Annotated in this window: 19 protein-coding genes; 1 reads left to right on the forward strand and 18 read right to left on the reverse strand. The window is 59.2% G+C overall.

Features of this window, described 5'->3' with window-relative positions; genetic code table 11:
• Nucleotides 1-16: 16 nt before the first annotated feature.
• The 12 genes from fliQ to fliF form a co-directional block, all read right to left on the reverse strand.
• Nucleotides 17-286 carry a flagellar biosynthesis protein FliQ gene (gene fliQ / locus F506_RS10290; RefSeq protein WP_029363372.1) on the reverse strand — a complete coding sequence of 90 codons (270 nt, stop codon included), beginning with the start codon at nt 284-286 and terminating at the stop codon, nt 17-19.
• Nucleotides 287-295: 9 nt separating this feature from the next.
• Nucleotides 296-1,084, reverse strand: coding sequence for a flagellar type III secretion system pore protein FliP (gene fliP / locus F506_RS10295; RefSeq protein WP_235471474.1), 789 nt, complete (start codon nt 1,082-1,084; stop codon nt 296-298).
• On the reverse strand, nt 1,071-1,529 hold the full coding sequence (gene fliO, locus F506_RS10300; protein WP_200907726.1) for a flagellar biosynthetic protein FliO: 459 nt from the start codon (nt 1,527-1,529) through the stop codon (nt 1,071-1,073). The genes fliP and fliO overlap by 14 nt, the downstream gene beginning before the upstream one ends.
• Nucleotides 1,526-1,972, reverse strand: coding sequence for a flagellar motor switch protein FliN (gene fliN, locus F506_RS10305; protein WP_053197179.1), 447 nt, complete (start codon nt 1,970-1,972; stop codon nt 1,526-1,528). Before fliN ends, fliO begins: the two co-directional genes overlap by 4 nt.
• Entirely contained in the window at nt 1,965-2,978 is a 1,014-nt protein-coding gene (gene fliM, locus F506_RS10310; protein ID WP_053197181.1) for a flagellar motor switch protein FliM, read from the reverse strand. Before fliM ends, fliN begins: the two co-directional genes overlap by 8 nt.
• 4 nt (nt 2,979-2,982) lie before the next feature.
• On the reverse strand, nt 2,983-3,504 hold the full coding sequence (fliL, locus tag F506_RS10315) for a flagellar basal body-associated protein FliL (protein ID WP_053197184.1): 522 nt from the start codon (nt 3,502-3,504) through the stop codon (nt 2,983-2,985).
• Nucleotides 3,505-3,616: 112 nt separating this feature from the next.
• On the reverse strand, nt 3,617-4,879 hold the full coding sequence (locus F506_RS10320) for a flagellar hook-length control protein FliK (RefSeq protein ID WP_053197187.1): 1,263 nt from the start codon (nt 4,877-4,879) through the stop codon (nt 3,617-3,619).
• Between the two features lie 20 nt (nt 4,880-4,899).
• A complete protein-coding gene (fliJ, locus tag F506_RS10325; protein WP_053197188.1) occupies nt 4,900-5,340 on the reverse strand; it encodes a flagellar export protein FliJ in 441 nt (146 codons plus the stop codon).
• A 37-nt stretch (nt 5,341-5,377) separates the two neighbouring features.
• Nucleotides 5,378-6,781, reverse strand: a complete 1,404-nt coding sequence (fliI, locus tag F506_RS10330) for a flagellar protein export ATPase FliI (protein WP_053197190.1) — start codon at nt 6,779-6,781, stop codon at nt 5,378-5,380.
• A gap of 51 nt (nt 6,782-6,832) precedes the next feature.
• Nucleotides 6,833-7,531 (reverse strand): flagellar assembly protein FliH, encoded by a 699-nt coding sequence (gene fliH / locus F506_RS10335; protein ID WP_053197192.1) that lies wholly within the window; start codon nt 7,529-7,531, stop codon nt 6,833-6,835.
• A gap of 80 nt (nt 7,532-7,611) precedes the next feature.
• A complete protein-coding gene (gene fliG, locus F506_RS10340; protein WP_053197194.1) occupies nt 7,612-8,607 on the reverse strand; it encodes a flagellar motor switch protein FliG in 996 nt (331 codons plus the stop codon).
• Nucleotides 8,600-10,360, reverse strand: coding sequence for a flagellar basal-body MS-ring/collar protein FliF (gene fliF / locus F506_RS10345; RefSeq protein ID WP_053197196.1), 1,761 nt, complete (start codon nt 10,358-10,360; stop codon nt 8,600-8,602). Before fliF ends, fliG begins: the two co-directional genes overlap by 8 nt.
• A gap of 268 nt (nt 10,361-10,628) precedes the next feature.
• On the opposite strand from fliF, the gene fliE reads away from it, so the two are divergent.
• On the forward strand, nt 10,629-10,970 hold the full coding sequence (gene fliE / locus F506_RS10350; RefSeq protein ID WP_083457743.1) for a flagellar hook-basal body complex protein FliE: 342 nt from the start codon (nt 10,629-10,631) through the stop codon (nt 10,968-10,970).
• A gap of 97 nt (nt 10,971-11,067) precedes the next feature.
• Here fliE and F506_RS10355 read toward each other — a convergent pair whose 3' ends face one another.
• From F506_RS10355 to fliD, 6 genes are all read right to left on the reverse strand, one after another.
• Nucleotides 11,068-11,823, reverse strand: coding sequence for a flagellar brake protein (locus F506_RS10355; protein ID WP_053197200.1), 756 nt, complete (start codon nt 11,821-11,823; stop codon nt 11,068-11,070).
• Nucleotides 11,824-11,903: 80 nt separating this feature from the next.
• Nucleotides 11,904-12,191, reverse strand: a complete 288-nt coding sequence (locus F506_RS10360) for an EscU/YscU/HrcU family type III secretion system export apparatus switch protein (RefSeq protein ID WP_053197202.1) — start codon at nt 12,189-12,191, stop codon at nt 11,904-11,906.
• Nucleotides 12,178-13,353, reverse strand: coding sequence for a flagellar hook-length control protein FliK (gene fliK, locus F506_RS10365; protein ID WP_053197204.1), 1,176 nt, complete (start codon nt 13,351-13,353; stop codon nt 12,178-12,180). Before fliK ends, F506_RS10360 begins: the two co-directional genes overlap by 14 nt.
• 2 nt (nt 13,354-13,355) lie before the next feature.
• Complete coding sequence (locus F506_RS10370) at nt 13,356-13,691, reverse strand: flagellar protein FliT (protein ID WP_053197206.1); 336 nt, start codon at nt 13,689-13,691, stop codon at nt 13,356-13,358.
• Between the two features lie 50 nt (nt 13,692-13,741).
• Entirely contained in the window at nt 13,742-14,161 is a 420-nt protein-coding gene (gene fliS / locus F506_RS10375) for a flagellar export chaperone FliS (RefSeq protein WP_053197208.1), read from the reverse strand.
• Between the two features lie 26 nt (nt 14,162-14,187).
• Entirely contained in the window at nt 14,188-16,257 is a 2,070-nt protein-coding gene (fliD, locus tag F506_RS10380) for a flagellar filament capping protein FliD (protein WP_053197210.1), read from the reverse strand.
• Between the last annotated feature and the right edge of the window lie 212 nt (nt 16,258-16,469).

Genomic DNA, 16,469 nt, shown 5'->3' on the forward strand with positions numbered 1-16,469 from the left:
GCAATCTTTGGATGCCTTACTGGACCATGGCAGGAATGCCGGTAAACATCAGGCGCATGTAATCGAGCATCACGCTCAGCATCCACGGACCGGCGATGATGAGCGCAAGGAAAACCCCGACCAGTTTCGGAATGAAGGTCAGCGTGGCTTCATTGATTTGTGTGGCGGCTTGAAAAATACTGACGATCAGGCCGATCACCAGCGCGGTAAACAGCATCGGCGCGGCAATCATCAGAGTGACTTCCATGGCTTGGCGGCCGAGGGTCATTACGCTTTCTGGTGTCATGGCGGGACCTTAGTAAAAACTTTCTGCCAGCGAACCGATCAGCAGCTGCCAGCCATCAACCAGCACGAACAGCATCAGCTTGAACGGCAGGGAAACGATCGCCGGCGACATCATCATCATGCCCATCGACATCAGGATACTGGCGACCACCATGTCGATGATCAGGAAAGGAATGAAAATGGCGAAGCTGATCTGGAATGCAGTCTTCAGTTCGCTGGTGATGAATGCCGGGATCAACAGGCGCAGCGGGACATCTTCCGGGCCTTGCAGGTCGGGGCTATGCGACAGCTTGACGTACAGGGCGAGGTCGGACTGGCGCGTTTGCTTGAGCATGAACTCCTTGAGCGGCGCGGCGCCTTTTTCCATCGCGTCGATCATGGAAATCTTGTTGTCGGCGAACGGCTGGTAGGCGTCGGTGTAGATCTTGTCGAATACCGGACCCATCACGAACAGGGTCAGGAACAGCGACAGGCCGACCAGCACCTGCGTGGGCGGCGTCGATTGCGTTCCCAGCGCCTGGCGCAACAGCGACAGCACGATGACGATGCGGGTGAAGCAGGTCATCATCAGCAGCGCCGCCGGGATGAAGGACAGCGACGTGAGCAACAGCATCGTCTGGATGCTGAGGTTATACGTCTGTCCGCCGCCCGGGGCCGGTGTGCTCGTGAATGCCGGCAAGCCTTGCTGTGCCGCCGCGGCAAGCGGCAGACAGAGCAGGAACACCGGCAGCAGCCGCAGCCAGCGAGAAGAGCCAGAGGAGCGGGAAGGGCTTGCGGAAGAGGTTCTAACTGCTGCCATTACGTTTGTCGATCGTGTTTTTCAACCAGGAGGCAAAGTTGGCGGAGGCGGCCGAGGCCGGCGCTGCAACATGGTCCTGGCGTGGCATGGTAGCCAGTGTATTGACGCGTCCCGGCGCAACGCCGACGACGATCCATTGGTCCGCGACCTCGATGACCATCACGCGCTCGCGTGTGCCGACGCTGACGCCGCCGATGATCTTGGCGACTGCGTTGCCCTGTGCGCGCTGGACCAGGCCGGTGCGTTTGAACAGCCAGGCGATGCCGGCCATGATTGCCAGCACGGCCGTCAACCCCAGCAGCATGGTGAACACGCTGCCGGTAGTGGAGGGCAATGCCGGGGCAGCCGGTTGTTCCGCTGCATGCGCCGCGCCGACGGCAAGCGCTGCCGGCACAAGAGCGATGCTGCAGCGGATGCAGGTCAGGACGGTGCGGGTACGGTTCATCTATTGAGCTTGCGGATGCGCTCTGCCGGCGTGATGATGTCGGTCAGGCGGATACCGAACTTGTCGTTGACCACCACCACTTCACCCTGCGCGATCAGGCAGCCGTTGACCAGCACGTCCATCGGTTCGCCGGCCATGCCGTCGAGCTCCACCACCGAACCTTGCGCCAGTTGCAGCAGGTTCTTGATGGCGATCTTGGTGCGGCCCAGTTCCACCGTCAACTGGACGGGAATATCGAGGATGAAATCGATGTCGTTGGGGGTATTGGTCTGTATATCGGATGCGCTGAGATCCTTGAAGATGGTCGCTTCAGCCGGTTTGGTTGTCAGGCCTTCTTCTTCAGGAATATGTTTCTGCGCTTCTTCCGCTTGTGTCTGTTCGGCCAACGCAGCGCCCCACGGATCGTCTTCCGCCGCTGTTTGGTCAACGTTATCTTCAGCCATTCTGCTCTCCTTGAATACTTTCTGGTGTTTCGTTTTGCGTGATGGACAGCAGTTTTTCTACGCGCAACGCGTATTGACCATTCAATTTGCCATAGCTGCACTCCATCACGGGAACGCCATCGACTTGCGCGGTGACCGGATTGGCGGTCTGCAGCTGGATGACGTCGCCGACTTGCATGTTCAGCAAATCGGTAAATGTGACGCGGGCGGTGCCGAAGTTGGCAATCAGCTCAACTTCAGCGGTCTGGATCTGCTGCTTCATCAGGCGGATCCAGCGTTTGTCGACTTCCAGGGCTTCGCCTTGCATGCTGCTGGTGAGCTTGTCCCGGACCGGTTCGATCATCGAATACGGTGTACAGATGTGAATTTCACCGCTGACGGGGCCGAGCTCGATGGTGAACGACGTCGACACTACAACTTCATTCGGCGTGGCGATGTTGGCGAACTGGGTATTCAGTTCAGAGCGGATGTACTCGAATTCGATCGGGTAGATCGGCTCCCACGACTTGGAATAGTTTTCGAACACGATGTCGAGCACGCGCATGATGATGCGCTGCTCGGTCGGCGTGAATTCACGGCCTTCGATACGGGTATGGAAGCGTCCGTCGCCGCCGAACATGTTGTCCACCAGCAGAAACACGAACTGCGGATCGAAGACCACCAGGCCGATGCCGCGGAACGGTTTGATGTGGACCAGATTCAGGTTGGTCGGCACCACCAGGTTGCGGATGAATTCGCTGTACTTCGAGACTTTCACCGGTCCGACCGAAATCTCGGCGGTGCGGTGCAGGAAGTTGAACAAACCGATACGGAACAGGCGGGCGAAACGTTCGTTGATGATTTCGAGCGTCGGCATCCGGCCGCGGACGATACGCTCTTGCGTTGCAAGGTTGTAGTTCCGTACCGTCCCGGGGGTTTCTTCGACGCTTTTTTCTTCGTCTTCGTCCCCCGTCACTCCTCTTAGGAGTGCATCGACTTCTTCCTGCGATAGAAAGTGTTCTGCCATGATGCTACTGCTGTTGAATGACGAAAGAAGTGTAAAACACGTCGGTGATCGACGGACCCTTGCCGCCGCCGGCAAACGGCTCGCCCAACTGATCGATGATCTCGTCGGTGAGGTTGCGTTTACCTTCGCTGGTCAGTAGTTCAGAAGCCTTCTTGCTCGACAGGACCATCAGCAGACGGCTGCGCACCTGCGGCATGAAGACCTTGATGCTTTCAGCAGTTTCGGCGTTCGGCACTTGCAGCGTCAATGCGACTTGCAGGAACTGGTCACCGGTTTCCTGCTGCAGATTCACCACGAACGGTTCGATGACGACGAATACAGGCACCTTCGAGGAAGACTTTTCTTCGGCGTGTTCCTCGTCGGCTTTCTTGGATTTGCCGCCCATCAGCATGAAGGCCGCGCCGCCGCCGATTGCCAGCACCAACACCGCACCGATGATGATGAAGAGCATTTTCTTCGACTTCGCCGGTGCTGCCTCTGCAGCGTCCGCCCCCTTGGCTGCCGGTTTTGCTGCTTTTGTTGCCATCTAATTTTCCCTTTCGTGCGTGTCCGTTGAGCACATCACAATACTATCGGCAAGAAACTGCCGATATTGATACTGCCGGCTGAACACCTGTTTTTATTGAATGCTGTCCGACTTATGCAAATGTATCCACGAGGCCTTGTCCGCCGCGAGCGATGGGGCGGGGCACGACGGCTACATTGACGTCTGGTTCGTTGTCACGGCCGCCGAAGTTCGACATGTCGCCGCTGCTGCTGCGCGCCTGTTGCTGCTGGTTCGCGCCTTGTTGCTGATTTGGCGTGCCGGTGTTGACGGTGGCCTGGCCCAGCTGGATGCCGGCCTGGTCCATCATTTCGCGCAGCTTCGGCATGGCTGCTTCGAGCGCCTGCTTGACTTCGGGCTGGGCGGTGATGAAGGTCGCATCGGCTTGCTGGTTGTTGACGTGCAGAACGACCTGCAACGGGCCCAGATCCGGCGGGTTCAGCGTCAGCGAGGCGCTTTGCAGGCCGCCGTTGGCCATCCACAGTACCTTCTGGCCGACAGCCTGATCCCATCCCTGGCTGCCGACAGCCGGCGTCAGGCGTTGCACTGCCTGGCCGCTCATGGCGGCTTGCTGGCTCAGGGACATTGCCTGCTGCAGGGCCGGGATGACGGTGGCGGCGGTTGGCTGCACCGGTGTTTCGATCGGTTTGACGTTGACTTCCGGCGTGACCTTGGCGTTGCGTGCCGCAGTGGCGGATTCCTGCAAATCGGCCTGGAAGGATTTGGCGGAAACCGGAGATTCGGCCTGGCTCTTTTCGGTAGTGGCGCGTGTCGGCAGCGCGGACTTGCCGTCGGCTGCGTCTTTTTCGCTGTCCTGCAATGCGGCGAGGTCGAGCGGGTTGTTCTTCGCCTTGCCCTTGTCCTCGCCCTGCGCATCCGCCAGCGGCAAATCCATCTTCGCGTCGGCGCCGATCTGGCCGATCGGTTTCTTGCCTTTCTGGCCGGCCAGGGCATCCATATCCTGGTCAGTGGTTTTCTTGGAAAGCGGCTGGACGATCATCTGGCCCATGTTGGCAACCAGCGCCAGCATCTGCTGTGCGGAGGCGGCGTCGGTAGCGGCGCTGGCGTCGTCCTCAGCCTGATCGTCGGCCTTCTTGTCGTCGGAGGAGGCGGCCTTGTCGGCATCCGACTTCGGCGCAGTCGAGGCGGCCGGCGCAGGCGCGGCTTTGACTGGTTCCGGCGAAGTATCCTTGGCGGCCTCGTTCGGCTTGCTTTGGTTTTCGGCGTTGCGGTTGCTGACTTCCTTGTTCAACACCTGGTTGAAAGGAACGTCGGCCGTGAAAGAGTCGGCTTGGGTGGCGGGACGAGCGGAGTTCTGCAGGTTCGCGACGTTCAAGATCGGCAATTGTGTTTTCATCGTTTCCGCCAGTTCCTAGACTACCGTTTGTAAAACGTGATCCGCGACGCTTGTTCATCCGTCTGCTTCTGATCCCGTCGTGTTTCGCGCAATTGCGCCGTTTGTTTCGCGCGCGTCGCCAGTGTGTCATAAGACATTCGTTTGCGCTCGCATGCCTGCCATGCCGCCCGTGCTTCCGCCACGCGTTGCTGGGCGTTTTTCACCACATTTTGCTGCCCGGTGATGGCGCTGTCGATTTTTTCAATGAACAACTGAAAATTCCGATAGCTCATCGCCGTCAAGCCGGAAGACAGGCTTTCCTGGAAACGCAAAGCGTAGTCGTCACGGTATTGTTCCAGAATGACAAGTTTCTGCTGCGCCTCTTCGCTCGTGCGAACAGACCGGCCCAAGCGTTTGGTCGCTTCGTCGGTCTCTTTGGTCGCCAATTCGATCAGCGTTTCGAGTGCAGTGGTCGTAGCCATGGTAGCTTTGATTATATTTTCGGGGCGAAGCGCTCAATCACTGGAATAGAGCGGTAAGTTGCCCCAAGCTCTCGGAAACACCCGCGCGTTCGGGGATGCCCTGCTGCAAGAACGCCTCGATACGCGGCAATAACTGGATTGCCTGGTCCAGAACGGGGTCGGATCCGGCCGAATATGCGCCCACGCTGATAAGGTCGCGGTTGCGTTGATAACGGGAGTACAACTGTTTCAGCCGGCGCGTGTCGCGCTGATGTTCAGCGGAGGTAATGCTGTGCATGGCGCGGCTGATCGATTGTTCGATGTCGATGGCGGGGTAGTGCCCGGCTTCGGCCAGCACCCGGTTGAGCACGATGTGGCCGTCGAGAATCGCGCGCGCCGCATCGGCGATCGGATCCTGCTGATCGTCGCCTTCGGTGAGCACGGTGTAAAACGCCGTGATCGAGCCGCCGCCGACATCGCCGTTGCCGGCGCGTTCGACCAGCGCCGGCAGTTTGGCGAAGACGGAAGGCGGATAACCTTTGGTGGCCGGCGGTTCGCCGATGGCCAGGGCGATTTCGCGTTGCGCCATGGCGTAGCGGGTCAGCGAATCCATGATCAGCAGCACGTTCTTGCCCTGATCGCGAAAGTACTCGGCGATTGCAGTCGCGTAGGCGGCGCCTTGCAGGCGCATCAGCGGCGGCGTATCGGCCGGCGCGGCGACCACCACCGAACGGGCCATGCCTTCGGTGCCGAGAATGTGCTCGATGAATTCCTTTACTTCGCGGCCGCGTTCGCCGATCAGACCGACCACGATGACATCGGCGCTGGTGTAGCGCGCCATCATGCCGAGCAAGACGCTCTTGCCGACGCCGGAACCCGCAAACAGTCCCATGCGCTGGCCGCGTCCGACGGTCAGCATGCTGTTGATGGCGCGTACGCCGACGTCGAGGATATCCTCGATGGGGGCGCGTCCCAGCGGATTGGCGGCGCGCACGCTGAGCGGCGCGGAATTTTCCGTATGCAGCGGTCCGAGGTTGTCGAGCGGGCGGCCGGCGCCGTCGAGCACGCGTCCCAGCAATTCGTCGCCGACCGGCAGGCGGCGCGTGTGTTCGTCGTTGCGGCGGATATAGGCAATCGGGCCGGTGCGCGGCGGCGGTTTGACCGGTTCCACCGGGTAGACGCGGGTGCCCGGAACGATGCCTTCAACATCGCTCTGCGGCATCAAAAACAAGCGTTCGTCCTGGAAACCGACGACTTCTGCTTCGATCAGGGTACCATTCGGCAAAGGGACTGTGCAGGGGCTGCCGACCGGCAATTTGAGGCCGACCGCTTCCATGACGAGTCCGGCGACGCGCGTAATGCGCCCGGAAAGCTGCGTCGGTTCGGTCATCGCCACCAGGCCGCTGCAATTATGCAGATAGGCCTGCCAACGGCTGAAATGCGAGGGCATCGGTGAATTCATCGTTGCACCTTGTACAGGTTGAGCGAGACGGGGAGCGGTGCGCGCATGGCGCTACTCCAGCCAGTCGAGCTGTTTGCTGAGTGATTCGGCGATGCGGCGCCAGCGCGTCTGCACGGTAGCGTCGACCTGGTTGGTGCCGGTTTCCATGCGGCAGCCGCCGCGTTGCAGTTCAGGATCTTCGACGATGCGCCAGCCGTTCTGGCCAAGCTCCTCGCCGAGATGTTCGCGCACCAGCGCGGCGTCGTCCGGTTGCAGATAGAGCAGGGCGGGCAACTGCAGGCTTGGCAGCGAATGAATGGCGGCGCTGATGGTTGGCAGGATCAGTTCCGGCTTGACGCTGAGCGCCGTCTTGATCATCGCCTTGCTGATGTCGAGACCGAGGTTGAGCAATTCCGGCGCCATGGTTTCGCTGGTTTGCGAGACTTCGGTGCCGAACGACACGGCGATCTGGCGCAAATGCTGGATGGTCTCGTTGACTTCCGTCTGGCCTTGCTGCAAACCGGCCATGTAGCCCTCCACCCGGCCGGCCTGCAAGCCTTGTTGCTGGCCTTCGGCATAACCTTCCTGGCGCGCCTGTTCACGGATGGCCTCGATTTCCTCGAGGGTCAGCGCGGGCGGCGGCGGGATCTCTTCCACGAACTGTTCTTCGGGCGGCGGGATCTCTTCCTGCGGCTCATCGAAGGACGCCATCTCCCAACGCTGGTAGGGCGTCATCTGTTCTTTGGGAATGATGTTGTTTCTTGAAGCCATTTCAGATCCGGTAAGGCTGAGCCATGGATGCGATCGGCGTCATGCGGCCATGGAGGCAGCATGCGCCGGTCGCAGCGGCGTTAGACGAATGCATCTTCGCCCTTCGCGCCGAGCACGATCTGGCCTTCGTCGGCCAGGCGGCGGACGATCTGCAGGATGGCCTTTTGTTGCGCGTCGACTTCCGACAGGCGCACAGGTCCCTTGGATTCCAGGTCTTCCCGCATCATTTCCGCAGCACGTTGCGACATGTTGCCGAAAATCTTGTCGCGCAGCGCTTGCGAGGCGCCCTTGAGTGCGACGATGAGCGATTCCGATTGCACTTCGCGCAGCAGCAGCTGGATGCCGCGGCCATCGATGTCGATGATGTTTTCGAACACGAACATTTCGTCCATGATCTTTTGCGCCATGTCTTCGTCGTAGGCGCGCAGGTTGCTCATCACCGATGTCTCGCTCTCGCCGGACATGAAGTTGAGGATTTCCGCAGCAGTGCGGATACCGCCCATTTGCTGCTTCTTCAGGCTTTCGTTGCCGGTCAGCAGCTTGGTCAGCACGTCGTTCAGTTCGCGCAATGCCGTCGGCTGCACGCCATCCAGGGTTGCGATACGCAAAATGACATCGTTGCGCAGGCGCTCGGTGAAATTGTTGAGAATATCGCAAGCATGATCGCGTTCGAGGTGAACCAGGATCGTCGCAATAATCTGAGGGTGTTCATTGCGAATAAGTTCAGCGACCGATTGCGCATCCATCCACTTGAGGCTTTCAATGCCGCTGGCATCGCGCCCGCCGAGGATGCGGTTGAGCAGGGAGGTGGCCTTGTCGTCGCCCAGCGCCTTGGTCAGCACGCTGCGGATGTATTCGTCCGAATCGAGGCCGATCGACGAGGCTTGGCCGGTCTGCGCGAGGAAATCGTCGAGCACGCCGTTGATTTCCTCGAAGCTGATGTTTTTCAATGTGGTCATGGCCGCGCCCAGCTTCTGGACTTCCTTGGGGCCGAGATATTTCATGACCTCGGCGGCCTCGTCCTCGCCCAGCGCGAGCATCAGGATGGCACCTTTTTGAACGCCTTCGTTACTCATTGTTCACCCATGCCTTAATGATGCTTGCAACCAGTTTCGGATCGGACTTGGCCAGTTGCTTGACGGATTCGAGATTCTTCTTGTACTCGGAGCGGGCATCGGCCTCTGCAGCTTCGGGCGACAGCTCGACGATGGCGTCCGGATTGTCCGGATCGTACATCGCGGCGGCGGCTTCGGCGGCAGCCTTGGCTTCGGCTTCGGCGCGTTCCTTGGCTTCGCGTTCTTCGCGGCCGGACAGCTTCCAGATGATGGGACGCAGGACGCCGAAGTAGAGGTACAGCAAGACGGCGGCGAGCAGGACGTATTTGCCGATTTCCTTGGCCAGCTGGATCATGTCCGGCTGTTTCCACAATGGCAATTCCGGTTCCATCTCGCTGCTGAATTGTGTGTTGACCACATTCAGCGAGTCGCCGCGATCCTTGTTGAAGCCCATTGCTTCCTTGACCAGGTCGGAGATCTGATTGCGCTCGGCTTCGGTCAGCGGTTTCATGACGACCTTGCCGGTCTGGTCCACGGTGCGCTTGTAATTGACCACCACCGCGACCGTCAGGCGCTTGACGCCGCCCATCGGCTGCTGAACGTAACGTACGGTCTTGTCGACTTCGTAATTGATCGTGGCGTCTTTATGCGAGGTGCCGGAGCTGGTTGCCGGAGCGGCGGCACCGGTAGCACCCGGGGCGCCTGCCGCAGCAGGCGGATTGACGATCGGTGCGGTGGCCGGGGCCGGTGGCTGATTGGTCAGGGCACCGGGGATCCCGGACGTGCTCGAATTGCCGTTTTGCGATTCGCTGCTTTGTTTGCTGCGGACGGCTGCGGTATCGGCGGTCTGGTTCGGCTTGTAGGTTTCGGCGGCTTGTTCGCTGCGCGAGAAATCCACATCGGCAGTCGCTTCGGCGCGGACGTTGCCGGTGCCGACGATAGGGGCGATGATCGATTCGACGCGCTTGATGATGTCCTGCTGCAGGTCCTGAACGTATTTGAGCTGGGTCGGGTCAAGGCCGTTGGCCGGCTGCTTGGTGGTGTCCGACAGCAGATTGCCGTTCTGGTCGACGATCGTCACGCTCTTGGGCGACAGCTCCGGAACGCTGCTGGCGACCAGGTGGACGATGGCGCTGACTTGCTGGGCGTCCAAGCCGCGGCCAGGGTACAGGCTGAGGATGACGGAGGCGGTCGGCTTTTGCTGGTCGCGCACGAACACCGATGCCTTGGGCAAGGCCAGGTGGATACGGGCGGCCTGCACTGCCGACAGCGATTGAATGGAGCGTGCCAGTTCGCCTTCAAGGGCGCGCTGGAAGTTGACTTGTTCGAGGAACTGGGACACGCCCAGTTTCTGGTTTTCCATCAGTTCGAAACCGACATTGCCGCCCTTGGGCAGGCCTTGCGACGCCAGTTTCAGGCGTGCGTCGTGCACCATGGTTTCCGGAACCAGAATGGCGCTGCCGCCTTCGGAGTACTTGTACGGGACATTCATCTGCTGCAGCGATGCAACGATGGCGCCGCCGTCGCGGTCGGAGAAGTTGGAGAACAGGACCCGGTATTCGGTCTTCTGACTCCACATCCAGATACCGATCATCAAGGCGATGACCGCTGCTGCGGCGACCATCAGCAGGACGCGGCGGCCCTGAGGCGACTGCGCATAGCGGACGACGCCGTTGCGTGGCGGTTCCTGGGGCGAATGCTCGCCCATAGTCGCGCCTTCCGTGGCTGTGGCGTTGCTGTCGCTGGTCAGCGTGCCATCGGCTGCTACCGCCATGATTTCCCCTTGCGTGTGCTGCCGAGCTTGTGGCTATGTGTGATTTGCTTCACTGCTTCCCTACCCATATAGGTTTTTTGCTTAGTGTGGATTGTCCTGCCAGAGCGAAAATTTGATCTCTGGAACAGAATGGCTATTTCCCCGCTTATTGTTGCGAAATACGGGGGATGACATGCTAATCTGCCGTTGTAGAAGCGGGAATTGTGATTGCGCCGCGTGATCGCAGATGCTTGATTGAATTCGAAGAGGTGCTAAAGTGGCAACGAGTATGATCGATACTAGCAGGATTGAGGCGATGGTGTCCCAGCTGAAGGCCGCTGCCGCGCGCGCCCAGGGAAATGTTGCTCCGGTGGAAAGTATCACCGGCGGCGAAAAGCCAGCCTCCCGGGTGGATTTTGCCAGTGTTCTGAAGAATTCGCTCGATGAAGTGAATGCCTCGCAAGAAAAATCCAAGAAGATGTCCGAAGCCTTCGCCATGGGCGATGACAACATCAACTTGTCGGACGTGATGATCGCCATGCAGAAATCCAGTATTTCATTCCAGACCAGCCTTCAGGTGCGCAACAAGCTGGTGTCGGCTTATCGCGACATCATGACGATGCAGGTGTGATCCTGTCGCCTCCGGCTTCTTTGGCAGCCGGGCCGCAATAAAAAAGAGCTGCCGCGGCAGCTCTTTTTTATTGCGGCATAGATATATGCCGGCGTGCCTACATCATGCCCGATGCTTTGGCGTTCTGTTCGCGTTCCAGCTTGGTAATAAAGCGCTGGACCGCCGCCAGAACGGCGCGGGGCAGGTCGACGAACTCGCAGCCGAAACGATTGACGGTCTTGCCTGAAGTCAGCTTGGCCTCCTTGCAATCGCGCACCACCAGTTTTACTGTCACGATGGTGTTGTCGGTCATTTCGAGCGAGACGTCTTCGTAAACGCGGCCGACGGTGGTGTCCAGAATCTTCTTTTCATCGGTCAGGCCGACGCCGCCGGCACTGATGTTGTTCAGCAGCGTGACAATCGTGGTGAACGAGCCGTCTTCCTGTGTCACGCGAAAGGTGCAGCGCAAGGGCTTGGCGATCGGTGTTGGAATGCGGAAATATTCGCGGCGCTGCAGGCGCACCAGGCTTTCCGGGATGTCAATCTTGAGCGCAGGGCGCGATTGAAACTCGCAATGCTTCGCCTTATCGACATTGAACGTGATGCGGATGTTGTTGTACAGCGCTTCAAAGCCGATGCGATTGCTTTGCAGAATGCTGAGATTGAGCGAGGCGCTTGGCGCCGCATCGATGACGACGCTGTTCTGGTCTTCATCAATGTCCAGAATCGACGTAATGATAGATTCTGAGCCGCCCTTGATGAGCAGGCTCAGCAGCTGATTGCGTTCCATCATGCTATTCAGCAGGGATACGATTTCCCGGCGCGAATGTACGCGGTACGGGCTGTCGTCTTTAATCTCGTCGTTGTTTGCCATCTTTGCGTCTATGCGTCTCAAATCAAAGGATAGAAGGGTAGACTTATATCCCAAAAGGGCAGTATTTATCTAACCCCTAATCATACATCACTGCGATCCAATTGCATATTTTCAATGCGGTACAACCAGGCCAAAAGTTCCGCTACCGCACGATAAAGTGCGGGAGGAATTTGCTGGTCGAGGTCAACCTGCATCAGCAGCGAGACGAGTTCCTTTGATTCGTGCACAAATACGCCACTTTCCTTGGCGCGCGCGATAATGGCTTCGGCAATCAGGCCGCTGCCCTTGGCGACGACTTTGGGGGCGGCCTGATTGGTGTTGTATGCCAGCGCAACGGCATTCTGGAAAGGCCGGTTAGGCTTGTTCATCCCGTTTCACAATCAATGAGTCGAGGGAAGAGCCGGCCGCCTCCATGGCGTCGGACAGCATGCTGCCGTTGGCGCGCAGCGCCGCAGCGGTGACGTCGTTGGCGGTGCGCACCTGCATGTGGATCTGCTGACCGATCAGGCGTATCGAGGCCGAGACAGAGCCAAGATGTTCGAAATTGAAGCGCACCACGCTATGCCATGACGGTGCGAATTCGTCTTCCTGGGCGTTCTGCTGTTGCTGGTCGGGGCTGTCCCGGTTGATTTCCCATTCCATCTGCTGGCCGGGCCAGACTTCGCCGTGCCAGACGATGCGTTGCTGTTCCAGTGCGTTGAGCTGAAGATTGATCAGCTGGCCCAATTGCGTATTGGCGGGATCGGTGGTGTTGAGCAGGCTGGAAACGCCTGCGGCCTGGGTCTGCTGCCCCAGTTGCGCTTGCGGCTCTTTGAGCAGTTCCGTCATCGGCCGCTTGCCGTCGGCCCATTCGGCCACATGTGATTCGTAAAATGCACCGCTCAATGCAACCGAGTCGCGCAGGGCGTTTGCCAGTTGCGGGGTATTGCTGGTCGGATTGGCAACCAGCGGGCTGCCGGGTTTGATGGCGCTGGGAAGGTCGCTTTCTTCGGAGGCATGGAGCAGGGCGTCGACCAGTTTGCCGGCGCTGCTGAGTGAAGTTTTGGTGCTTTCGGGCGCCAGCTGGTTCGGTGCGGCATTCTTGGCGTCGCCCTCGTCAAGCTGATTGTCGCGCGTGACGACATTGGTCAGGCCTTGCTGAGCCGCCTTGAGCGACTTCATGTCCTTTTCCATCGCCCGGCCGGCAGTGCTCAGCGAGACTTCGGTGCTTTCGTCATCTTCCCTGCGGGAGCTTTCCGTGAGCAGGAAAGTAGGGCGAGGATCCTTGCCGACCATGGTCAGCTGCAGCGTGTCGCCGGTGCGCGTCGAGGTCGGCAGGACCATGCGCGCCGCAGTATTGGCGATACGGACGAGATAGGTGCCGTCGTTGTAGGTCGAGAGAACCTTGGCCTGCAATTGCTGGCCGTTGGCGATTTGCGCGAGACGGCTGAAGGCTTCCTGTTTTGCGTCGGCGACGGAAACTATTGCCGTTGGCGCATCGACGGCGGCTACGGGCTGGACGGTCAAGGCGATGTCGGCCCGAGGAATCATTGCTAGCCTCTTTGATTCATGCCGTAGGTGTTGGCCAGTTTGCGTTCAGTGCTGGTGCTTTGGATCAGCGAGGACAGTTTTTGCAGGCCCGGTTCGGTGAGCTTGCGAATGTCGCGATCGTCTTCGAGGATTTTCTTCAGGATGGCGATCTTGCGGTCGCGCCGGTCGTCGTTCAGCACGACGTCCAATTCATTGCGCTTGAGAAAATCGACAACGTGAGCGCAGTCGATTTCCAGCTTGGACAACAATGCCCAGTCTTCCTTGCGCGCTGCGGCCAGCATCTGGTCGGTCAGGTCGGCAATCGACTCGTAAAGGGAGATGACTTCTGCACCGTCCATGGTGTGTACTTTCGGGTGACTGTGAGTGAGGAGTATCGTCGGTGCTGCTGTCAGGCGGCTGCTTGGGAGCTATCTGCAGTACTTGGAGCGATCTGCTCCCACGCGTCACGCAGCCCGTCAAGCAAGTCATGCACTTCGTCCAGGGTTTCCTGCGAATTTTCAATATTTGCCGAGAGCAGGCGGCGCCCCATGTATTCGTACAGGGCGTCGAGATTCATGGCGATCTCGCCACCGACGTTCTTGTTCAGACTGGCGCGCAAGCCGCTCTCGATGATCAGGATTGCCTTGGTGATCGACTCGCCCTTGTTCTTGATGTCGCCGGCTTTCATGTACTTCTGGCCCATCGCGATCGCCACTAGGGCGCCATCAAACAGCATGGTGATCAGCTTGTGCGGACTCGCTGCGATAACGCCGGTTTCGACACCGATATTCGCATAGGCGTTTGCGCCTCGTTGCATGGTTCCGAACATTATCCTCTCCTGTGTTCGCTTAACGCTTAACCGCCGGCTTTGGGCAGGTTGGCCAATTGCTGCGTCAGGTAGCTCTGCGTCGCCGCCATGCTGGCCAGCGTCAGGTTCAACGCGTTGAACTGGTTGGTGTATTGATCCTGCATATTGCTCAAGCGGGTGTTGATGACGCTCTGGCGATCAGTGTTGATCTTCAGGCTGGCCTGCAATCCCTTGGTCTTGGTGTCAATAATACCGCCATCGGCGAGGAATCCGTCGACCAATTTTTGCACATTGGTCAAAATACCATTGGTTCCGGTCGTCGTGCCATCGGCGTTGGTCGTCGCAGTCGATGTGAACAAATTGGCAATGCCGGCGAAATTCTTGGTCGTCGCAGTCGATAATTTGGTCGCATCCAGCGCCAGCGTGCCGTCCTTCTGGAAGCCGATGCCGATGTCGGTCAGCGAACTGATCCCGCTGCCGCCAGGAACGTTGCCCAGAAGGGCGCTGCGCAACTGGGTCAAGATGCTTTGCACCGACGATTCGCTTGCCAGCGGCGACGAAGTGCCTGCCTGGCCGAGCGTGGTTGCAGGCGTCTGTTTGGTGAGATCGGCGATCGACTTGGCGAGCGCGTTGTACGCGGAGACGAAAGTGGTCGCCGTGCTGGTCACGCCGGTCGTATCGTTGGAGATGGTCAGCGAGAAGTTGTCGGCTGCAGTGGTGACCTTGGTCAGGTTCAGCGTCACGCCCGAAATGGCGTCCTTGACCGTGTTCGACGCGCTGGTGACGGTGGTGCCGTCGATGCTCAGCTTTGCATCCTGCGCAGCTTGCAGTTGTCCCATGGTGCTGCCGGACAGGTTGACGAAGTCGCCGGTGCCCGTCAACGAAACGGGGCTGGTCGCGCCGCTGCCGGAGGGTGTCAGGACCAGGTGGTCTTGCGTGCCGTCATTGGTGATGCTGGCGGTGACGCCTGCGTTGGCGGTATTGATCGCATCGCGCACATCCTGCAAGGTCTTGCCCGCGCCGGACAAGGCGACATTGGTGGTCGTATTGCCGACTTTCAGCGTCAACCCGCCTGTGCCTGCGTCATAAGTCTGGCCAGTGGCGACGCCTGGCGACGAATACTTGCCGCTCGGGTCAAAGGTCAGCGCCGCATAGCTGCCGGTGCCGGAGACCCGGATCGAATTGGCGGAGCCGCTGTCCTTGGCCGTCAGAACCAGATGGGCCGCAGTGCCGTCGCTGACGATGGTCGCACTGACACCGGCATCGCTCGCATTGATGGCGTCGCGTACGCCGGCCAGCGTGTTGGTTGCCGGCTTGATGATTGCGGTCGAGCCGGTGCCGGTCTTGATCGCCAGAATACCCGTGTCGAACGAGTAGCCAGCGGCAAAACCGGTCGAAGTAATTTTTTGCGCCTGAGCCAGTTGCGATACCGACACGGAATAGGTGCCGGAAGCCGCTGCGGTTGCATCGCGCGGAGCCTGAATCTGGGTCACTGTGCTCGGCGTCGAGCTAGACGGATCGTATGCCAGTCCGGCGAGGCTGTTGTTTGCCTGAACCTTGATGGTATTCGCGGTGCCGGCAGTGTTCGATTCCATGACCAGGTGGTCGCCCGTGCCGTCCGTCACGATGCTGGCGGTGACGCCTGCCTTGGAGGCATTGATCGCATCGCGAACGCCCGCCAGGGTGGCATTTGCCTGCAAAGTGACGAAAGTCGGCGGGTTGGTGCCGATCTTGATCGCGACGGAGTCGCCGGCAGTAAACTGTTGTGAGCTCGGGTAGCCGGCAGACTGGATCTTTTGCGCCAATACCTTGGTGGAATCGTCGGTGTTGACGTCGGCCGTGAACGGATCGGTCGTCAGCGGTGTGCCGGTGCCGCTATTGGATACGCTGGACTTTTGCGCAGCAAAACTTGCAGCCGTCAGGCCCTTCAGGGCGCTTTGATAGGTGGAAACCGCATTTTTCAGATTTCCGTAGGCGGAAATCAGGCTGTTATAGCTGCTGGCTTGCGAGGTGAGCGGATCAAGGACTTTGGCCTCGGCGCCCATCAGTTTGGAAACGAGGGTCGCTACGTCGAGGGGACCTGCCGAGGTCGAGATTGTCCCGGTAGAGGTGGCCATGCTATCTCCTGAAATCTATGCGCTGAGCGCAAAATGCGATGCTGAAATCAGACAAGAGTGATAAAGCTGGCTGGCTTCACATCAATCGAGTGTCAACTCTTGATGGGGTTCTGATGACATGCAACAGAAAAATAAAAATCTGTTATGAACTACCGGGGCGAAATATACCATGCGCAAATATTGCCCTTGCGCATGAATATTCAAAATGCTCC

It is taken from the genome of Herbaspirillum hiltneri N3 (genome assembly GCF_001267925.1).
GTDB classification, from domain to species: Bacteria; Pseudomonadota; Gammaproteobacteria; order Burkholderiales; family Burkholderiaceae_D; genus Herbaspirillum; species Herbaspirillum hiltneri.